Source organism: Streptomyces swartbergensis (assembly GCF_002148965.1).
Taxonomy (GTDB): Bacteria; Actinomycetota; Actinomycetes; order Streptomycetales; family Streptomycetaceae; genus Streptomyces; species Streptomyces swartbergensis.
In genome coordinates this window covers 1-8,254 of record NZ_NGFN01000373.1, presented here as the reverse complement: position 1 = coordinate 8,254, position 8,254 = coordinate 1, and the positions used below count along the sequence as shown (strand labels likewise).

General features: G+C 69.0%; 7 protein-coding genes. 5 read left to right on the top strand and 2 right to left on the bottom strand.

The window, feature by feature from the left end; genetic code table 11:
• Positions 1-96: 96 nt before the first annotated feature.
• Positions 97-798, top strand: a complete 702-nt coding sequence (locus CA983_RS36910) for a hypothetical protein (protein WP_086605101.1) — start codon at positions 97-99, stop codon at positions 796-798.
• Between the two features lie 5 nt (positions 799-803).
• On the opposite strand, the gene CA983_RS36905 is transcribed toward CA983_RS36910, so the two are convergent.
• A complete protein-coding gene (locus CA983_RS36905) occupies positions 804-2,045 on the bottom strand; it encodes an IS110 family RNA-guided transposase (protein ID WP_167407532.1) in 1,242 nt (413 codons plus the stop codon).
• Positions 2,046-2,625: 580 nt separating this feature from the next.
• Here CA983_RS36905 and CA983_RS36900 point away from each other — a divergent pair.
• Together CA983_RS36900 and CA983_RS36895 are read left to right on the top strand one after the other, a co-directional pair.
• Positions 2,626-4,932, top strand: a complete 2,307-nt coding sequence (locus tag CA983_RS36900; RefSeq protein ID WP_086605100.1) for a transglycosylase domain-containing protein — start codon at positions 2,626-2,628, stop codon at positions 4,930-4,932.
• Positions 4,933-5,131: 199 nt separating this feature from the next.
• Positions 5,132-5,530, top strand: a complete 399-nt coding sequence (locus CA983_RS36895; RefSeq protein ID WP_158101928.1) for a transposase — start codon at positions 5,132-5,134, stop codon at positions 5,528-5,530.
• A 339-nt stretch (positions 5,531-5,869) separates the two neighbouring features.
• On the opposite strand, the gene CA983_RS36890 is transcribed toward CA983_RS36895, so the two are convergent.
• Complete coding sequence (locus CA983_RS36890) at positions 5,870-6,334, bottom strand: GatB/YqeY domain-containing protein (RefSeq protein WP_086605098.1); 465 nt, start codon at positions 6,332-6,334, stop codon at positions 5,870-5,872.
• 134 nt (positions 6,335-6,468) lie between these two features.
• Between CA983_RS36890 and CA983_RS36885 the strand changes: the two genes are divergently transcribed.
• Positions 6,469-7,395 carry a metallophosphoesterase gene (locus CA983_RS36885; RefSeq protein WP_086605097.1) on the top strand — a complete coding sequence of 309 codons (927 nt, stop codon included), beginning with the start codon at positions 6,469-6,471 and terminating at the stop codon, positions 7,393-7,395.
• Positions 7,396-7,520: 125 nt separating this feature from the next.
• On the top strand, positions 7,521-8,254 hold a 734-nt coding region (locus CA983_RS36880; RefSeq protein WP_086605096.1), incomplete at its 3' end, for a Pr6Pr family membrane protein.

Here is an 8,254-nt window from a genome sequence, read left to right as displayed (position 1 = left end):
AACGTAGACACCTCACGTTGCTATGCCGTCAAGCCGGTCGGCCGTGAAGGCCGGGGTCTTCGAACAGCCCGGAGCCGGGTTGGAGAGAATCTCGGCATGGTGATGGCACGGCACTGGTACTCCTCGTCCCCTGTCGTGGACGGGCATCCGCTCCTGGATGAGCCGGGTTTCTGGCCCGCGTACTTGGCGGACCTGGCCGAGGGGTTCACGCCGGAGGCTTTCGGATCGGACCCGGGTGACGCGGAYGCCATGCTCGACAGGCTCCACGACCGGTCGGCGTGGCCGATGTTCACGGTGCCGCTGGCCGGCGGCTTCGCGATCGTCGTGCACTTCAACAGCGGCGAGGAGTTCACGACCACGGACTACTTCCTCACCCATCCCGACTGGAGCCAGGATCTCGTCCTGGCCAGCGACGATCAGGACCGCATCGGCCCCGGGCTGTGCTGGCCCGAGCTCGCCGCCCTGCTGGAGGCACCACCGAGTGCCGCAGGCGTTACCGACCCGCACGCCCGTCTCCTCCTTCTCTTGCCTGTTCTCGGCGACGCGGCGGTTCCGGAGGAGGCCGTGACGGCGGTGGTCGAGGCTCTGGTCGCTCAAGGTGCGCCCGAGGCGAGCGAGGCGTTGGCCAGACACCTGCTTCAGGGACACCCCATGTGGGGCGCCGAGGACTGGTGGTTCGACGAGGACGAGCGGAGCTGGCTCTGCGAGGGCGATCACAGCCCGCGCAAGATCCCTCTCGGCGACCACCTGCCCCCGCAACAGCGAGCCGCCCTCGAAGCCTGCCTCACTCCCCGCTGACCGTCTCAAGCGGCGTCGACAACGGCCTCGGAGAGAGGGACCCCGAAGGCGAGCGACTCGTCGTAGGCCGTGCCCTGCTTCAGGCAGTGGTAGAGCTGTCCGATCATGCGGTTGAAGAGGTTGCGCTGGGCGGCCGCGTGCCAATCGCCTTGTTCGCGGCGGCGCCGGTAATGGGCGTTGGCTCCGGTGGATGCTCTGAGTGAAGCGAAGGCCCAGAGGTAGCCGGCGTGGTTGAGCCGGTCATTCTTCACCCAGCGTCTGGTGATGGCGGACTTCTTGCCGGAGGCTCGGGTGATGGGTGAGGAGCCGGCGTATGCCTTCAGGCCGCGGGCGTCAGCGAAGCGGGTGCGGTCGTCGCCGATCTCGGCGAGGACGCGGGCGGCGAGCTGGATGCCGAGGCCGGGGAAGCTCAGCAGGATCTCGGCGTCCGGGTGTTGGGGAAAGGCCTCTTCGACCGCTTCGGCGAGCTGGTCGGCGGCGGTGCAGGCGGCGTCCAGCTGGATGAGGAGGGCGAGCATCTGCTTGCCGAGCGCGTCCTCGACCAGCAGCGGCTGATGGGCCCACTCAGCACGGAAGACCTCGCGGAGGCGGTCGGCCTCGGCTTCGATGCCGCGCTGGCGGCCGGCTCGCTTGAGCGCGGCCTGGATCTGGGTGCGGGTCAGCCGTGCGGCCCGTGTCGGGGTCGGGGCGGTCTTGAGGAGTTCGCGGGCTTCGGGGCGGCACAGGCCGTTGGTCCAGGCGGCGAAGGCGGCCAGGGCGGCGGGGTAGTACTCGCGCAGCAGGGAACGGAGTTGGTTGGCGAGCTGCTGGCGGTTCCACAACGAGTCCTGCTGSGCCCGGGCCAGGACGGCGATCGCGCGGCCAAGGTCGCTGTCGTCAGGCAGGGGCCGGTGGGCGTGCAAGTCGGTGCGGAGGATGTTGGCGAGGACAAGGGCGTCGCCGGGGTCGGACTTCTTACGCGAGACGGAGTGCCTGTCGCGGTAGCGGGCGGCGGCCATTGGGTTGATCGCGAAGACCTTGCGCTTGCCGGTCCGCAGGACGGCCACCAGCAGGCCGCGGGAGGTTTCGATCGCGACGGGGATCGGGTTCTCTTCGGTGTCGCCGTATTCGGCGAGCAGTTCCAGAAGGATCTTGTAGCCGGCCGCATCGTCGGTGATGTGGCGCTTGGCGAGTAGCTGGCCGGTGTCGTCGACCAGGGCGACGTCGTGGGTTCGTTCCGCCCAGTCGATTCCGCAGTAGATCAACATTCCCCTCCCCAGAGTTCGACGTTTGCGCTGGTCACGAGCGCATGCGGGCCACGCAGCGACCTAATCCCAGGCCTCGACCGCAGCGCAGTCGGGCCGCCACCTCACTAGCCGTTCGTGGCACCAGCGCATCCCACGGGCCTCGGTCTATGCGGGAGCTCGGGCGGCTCGGGCGTATCAAGAGGTCACCCTGCGACGGGCTCGCACCACCAACACAAACGAGTGATCAAGTAGAGAGGTGTTGACGCACGACGACCCTGGACGCCGCCGCTCTCTTAAAAGGCATCGATGCCGGGTGAGTCATAGGCGTGCGTCCAGCGCCGACGGGCGCCGACACCCTTCGTGGTGGCGGCCACGGAGACGCCGGGCGCCACCGCTCTGCCTGGAGACGTCGAGGTCTGGGCGTTAGAAGGCATCCGCCCAGCGCCAACGTGACCGCCACCACTCGCACCAGACCCGCGCACCGATCTACGTTGAGGCCTCTACGGCCCGGCTGCACCTGGATGTCACGGTCTGGTACTCGAACGCTCCGAGAAGCCCCTGCTCCTGCGGATCGCTCATAACTACGGATTAGGCTGCCCTCATGCCAAAGAAGCGCTCGGGCGGTGGTCTGTCACCCACGCAGCAGGCCGCCAAGTTCCTCGGTGTCAGTGTTCTCGCGGGAGCCGTGCTGGCCGGTATCGCGCTGCCCGCGGTGGGTGCGCTGGGGCTGGCGGCGAAGGGATCGGTCGAGAGCTTCGACGAGCTCCCGGCCAACATGAAGACCCCGCCCCTGAGCCAGCGCACCACGATCCTCGACGCCGACGGCGGCCAGATCGCCACGGTCTACTCGCGCGACCGCACGGTGGTCCCCCTCAAGGACGTCTCGCCGTACATGCAGAAGGCGATCGTCGCGATCGAGGACTCGCGCTTCTACCAGCACGGCGCGGTCGACCTGAAGGGCGTCCTGCGCGCCCTCAACAAGAACGCGCAGACCGGCGGAGTCTCCGAGGGCGCCTCGACCCTGACGCAGCAGTACGTGAAGAACGTCTTCGTCGAGGAGGCCGGCGACGACCCGACGAAGGTCGCTCAGGCCACCCAGCAGACCATCGGCCGCAAGATCCGCGAGCTCAAGTACGCGATCCAGGTCGAGGAAGAGCTCGGGAAGAAGAAGATCCTCGAGAACTACCTGAACATCACGTTCTTCGGCCAGCAGGCCTACGGCGTCGAGGCCGCGGCCCGGCGCTACTTCTCCAAGTCCGCCAAGGACCTGAACGTCCAGGAGGCGGCCCTCCTCGCGGGCATCGTCCAGTCGCCCAGCCGGTACGACCCGGTCAACGACGAGGCGGAGGCCACCAAGCGCCGCAACATCGTGCTCCAGCGCATGGCCGACGTCGGCGACATCTCCCGCGCGCAGGCCGCCGAGGCGATGAAGGCGCCGCTGGGCCTGGAGGTCAGGAAGCCCAAGAACGGCTGCATCACGGCGACCAAGGGCGCGGGCTTCTTCTGCGACTACGTACGCGAGATCTTCCTGAACGACCCGGTCTTCGGCGAGACCAAGAAGGAGCGGGCGAGGGTCTGGAACCAGGGTGGCCTGACGATCCGCACCACCCTCGACCCGCAGGCCCAGAAGTCGGCGCAGCGGTCGATCAAGGACCACGTCTACACGAGCGACGACGTGGCGACCGCGGCCACCATCGTCGAACCCGGCACCGGGAAGATTGTCGCGATGGGCCAGTCGCGTCCGTACGGCGTCGACATCAAGAAGGGCGAGACGACCCTCAACCTGTCCGTCGACCACGACATGGGCGGCGGTGTCGGCTACCAGCCCGGTTCGACGTTCAAGCCGATCGTGGCCGCCGCGGCCCTCGAGGACGGCATGCCGGCGAACAAGGTGTACTCCGCGCCGTACCAGATGGCGTACCCGAGCCCCGTCTCGGCGTGCGACGGCAAGATCTGGAAGAACAGCCGGACCGACCCCGCCAAGCTCGAGAACGAGAACGAGTCCGAGGTCGGCCCGTACGACATGAAGGAAGCGACCGCCAAGTCGGTCAACACCTACTACGTGCAGATGATCAGCGACATCGGCATCTGCCCGGTCACCACGATGGCGAAGAAGATGGGCGTCGAGCGGGCCGACGGCCGCAAGATCGACCAGGCTCCGTCCATCGCCCTCGGCACCCAGGAGATGTCCCCGCTGACCATGGCGAACGCGTACGCGACCTTCGCCTCGCGCGGGATGCACTGCACGCCGGTCGCCATCGAGTCGGTCACCCAGCGCGTCGGAGACCAGAGGAAGTCGCTCCAGGTCCCGAAGTCGACCTGCTCGCGTGCGATGTCGGAGAAGACCGCCGACACCATCAACGCGCTGCTGAAGGGCGTCGTCGAGGACGGTACGGGTAAGAAGGCCGGCCTCGACAGCCGCCCCAGTGCCGGCAAGACCGGTACGACGGACGAGCGCTACGCGGCCTGGTTCGTGGGCTACACGCCGAACCTGGCGGGTGCCGTGTGGGTCGGCGACCCGGCGCACAAGCGGAAGATGACCAACATCACCATCGGCGGCCGGTCGTACGGCAAGGTCTTCGGCGGTGAGGTCCCCGGCCCGATCTGGGGCGACATGATGAACGGCGCACTGGAGGGCAAGCCCGTCGAGCAGTTCAACACCGTCCACATCCCCGACGGCATCGACCGGGACCGCGGCGACGGGAACGGCGACGACGAGGGCCGCGGCGACGGGGACAACGGTGACGGCAACGGCAACGGCTTCATCGGCGGCCTGGTCGGCGGCAACAACGGCGGCGGAGGCGGCGACCCCTTCCCGACACCTTCCTTCTCCATTCCCGAGGGCTTCTTCCGGGGCCAGGACAACGGGGGCGGGAACGGGAACGGGAACGGCGGACGGGGCGACTGAGCCGGCCCGGCACCGCACGGTGCGGGCGCAGGAGGGTGGGGTGAAGCTCGGCACCGGTCCGTCTCCTCTCTCGAGGGTTCCTCGGACCCGGTCCGCACTGCGGCACCTACGCCGGGCCACCAGGTCGGCCCTGGCGTAATGACGACAACCTGCGTCGAGCACGCCGCTGTCTCATGTGGTGACGACGACGATGGTGAGCATGACTGGCGATCTTGCCCGACGACTGGTCACCGACGAGTTATGGGTCCTGACGGAGCCGCTGCTGCTGCCACCGTTCACATCGCGCCGGCAGGGAGGGGGCGCTGCGCCCATCGACGAGCGCATGGTGCTCACCGCAGTGATGTACGTGCTGACCAGCGGTTGCCCCTGGCGAATGCTGCCGCCCTGGCTCGAGGTCTCACCGGCGACCGCACACCGCCGCTTCACCGCCTGGACGGAGGCCGGTGTGTGGCAACGGCTGTACCGGGTCGCGGTGCGTGACGGACTCGCCGGCCCGGGAGAGTTCGGGTGGGCCGCCGTGATCGTGAAGGCCGCGAGGCTGCGGGCCGGGCAGGTGCCCGCTGCGGCCCGCTGCGGCCCGCCGAAGGGCACCACGTGAGACGACCACGAAGGCACAGAATCATTCAGCAACCACCCAATCCGGGCAGCACCGGAACCCTTGACTCCCTAATTACTGGTGTTCCTTTGATCACCAAGCGCAATGAGGGGAGGAGTGGATTCAGACAGTTCTGGCCGGTATCACCGCGTGCAGCTCGGGCGCAGCCGGCGACGAACGCGGAGAGCCGGTCGCAGCACATGATGAAGGCCGTGTCGGGCGAGGTGCATACAGCCAGTACGCGGGACCAGTCACCGTGACCCAGACCAACGGGCTGAATTCCGCCGTCCCAGGCTTTCGGAGCCGCAGGGTCTCGCCCGTACTGGCCGGCTGGACGGCCGGTCAGCCGGCCAGCAGCTTCTTCACCGCGGCGGCGACGCGGCCGCCCTCGGCCTGGCCGGCCACCTTCGGGTTCACGATCTTCATGACGGCGCCCATGGCCCGGGGTCCCTCGGCGCCCGCGGCCTTCGCCTCCTCGACGGCCTGCGCGACGATCGCGTTCAGCTCGTCGTCGGAGAGCTGCTTGGGCAGGTAGGTGGCGAGCACCTCGCCCTCCGCCTTCTCCCGCTCGGCGCTCTCGGCACGACCGCCCTGGGCGAAAGCCTCGGCGGCCTCGCGACGCTTCTTCGCCTCGCGGGTGATCACCTTCTGCACCTCATCGTCGGAGAGCTCGCGCTTCTCCTTGCCCGCGACCTCCTCCTTGGTGATCGCGGCGAGCGTCAGCCGGAGCGTCGAGGAGCGGAGCTCGTCGCGCTCCTTGATCGCGGCGTTGAGGTCATCCTGAAGCTTCGACTTGAGCGTGGTCATGGGGTTGATTGTCGCAGGTGCGGCCGGAAGGGCGCCCCTTGATTTAGGGGCCGTTGAGGCGAGGCCCGGCACGGTTGGGGCATTTCGCGCACCGCCGGGCGCAGGCGACCGGCGCGGTCTGACACGATGGTCGTATGCGCGCGCGATACGGAGTCCCCTTGGGAATCGCGGCGGCTGGTGCCGCCGGTCTGTTGTACTCGGCGGGCTTCGAGGCCCGCTCCTTCCGCCTCCGCCGGGTCACGGTCCCGGTCCTGCCCTCGGGAATGCGCCCCCTGCGCGTGCTCCAGGTGTCCGACATCCACATGGTCAGCGGTCAGCGCAAGAAGCAGCGCTGGCTGCGGTCCCTGGCGGGCCTGCGCCCCGACTTCGTGATCAACACGGGCGACAACCTCTCCGACTCGGAGGGCGTCCCGGAGGTCCTGGATTCACTCGGCCCCCTGATGGAGTTCCCGGGCGCGTACGTCTTCGGCTCCAACGACTACTACGGCCCCATGCTCCGCAACCCCGCCCGCTACCTGCTCGAAAAGGTGCAGGGCCGTCACGGCCTGAACGGCAACCCGCCGGCCGTCGGCGTGGTGCACAACCCGTGGGAGGACATGCGGGACGCCTTCGACGCGGCGGGCTGGCTGAACCTGACGAACACGCGCGGCACGCTCAAGATCGAGGGTGTCTCGGTGGAGCTGACGGGCCTGGACGACCCGCACATCAAGCGGGACCGCTACGAGCAGGTGGCCGGCGGCCCGTCGGACTCGGCCGACTTCGCCATGGGCGTGGTCCACGCGCCGTACCTGCGCACCCTGGACGCCTTCACGGCCGACGCCTACCCCTTGATCCTCGCCGGCCACACTCACGGCGGCCAGCTCTGCATCCCCTTCTACGGCGCCCTGGTCACCAACTGCGACCTGGACACGGACCGCGTGAAGGGCCTGTCCACGCACACGGCGGAGGGCCGTACGTCGTACCTGCACGTCTCGGCGGGCTGCGGCACGAACCGCTACACACCGGTACGGTTCGCGTGCCCGCCGGAGGCGACGTTGCTGACGTTGGTGGGTCGGGAGTAGCGGGAGTCACGGCTCACGGGTCGGCCCCGAGGGGCCCATGGGGGAGGTGCGAAACGGTGGGCGCCCGTTAACCCACACGGCCCGCCCGAATCGCCCCCTATGTCGGCTTCTGCCAGCGTGGGGGCATGACCGCCCCGATACCCAGGGACATACCGGACCTCCCCGCGATTCCGGGCAAGCCCGCGCTGAAGCCCTCCCCCGTCCCCGCCACGGCCGTCGTCACCCCGGTCCGCCGCCCGGCGGCCGCGATATTCCGCCTGCTGGTCGCCCTGGCGGCGGCCGCCGGCGTGACGCTCGAACTGCTCCTGGGCGACCCGTCCCGAACCCTGGGCTACTTCGCGGTCCAGAGCAACATCCTGCTCGCGCTGGTCATGGCCTTCTCGGCCCGCCGCGCGTGGACGGCCGGCCGCCCGCTACCAGGAGCCGTCCTGGGCGCGACCCTGCTCTACGTCGTCATCGCGGCGCTGGTGCACCACCTGCTCCTGGCGAACGAGGCGAGCCCCTTCTCCCTCACGGGCGAGGCGGCCGCTCCGACGGGCTGGCAGGCCGTCGCCCACCACACCCTCCACACGCTGACCCCGATCGCGGCCGTACTGGACTGGCTCCTGCTCACGACCCCCGGCCGCCTGCACCTGCGCCAGGCCAGCGCCTGGCTCCTCTACCCCCTGGCCTACCTGGCCTTCTCCCTCACCCGAGGTGAACTGCTCCTCCCGGGCACCCCCGACCGCTACCTCTACCCCTTCCTGGACGTCGACCAGGACGGCTACAAGAAGGTCCTCGGCAACGCTCTCCTCCTCGGCCTCTCCTTCTACGCCCTCGCGACCCTCCTCGTGGCCCTTGACCACGCCCGCCCGAACCC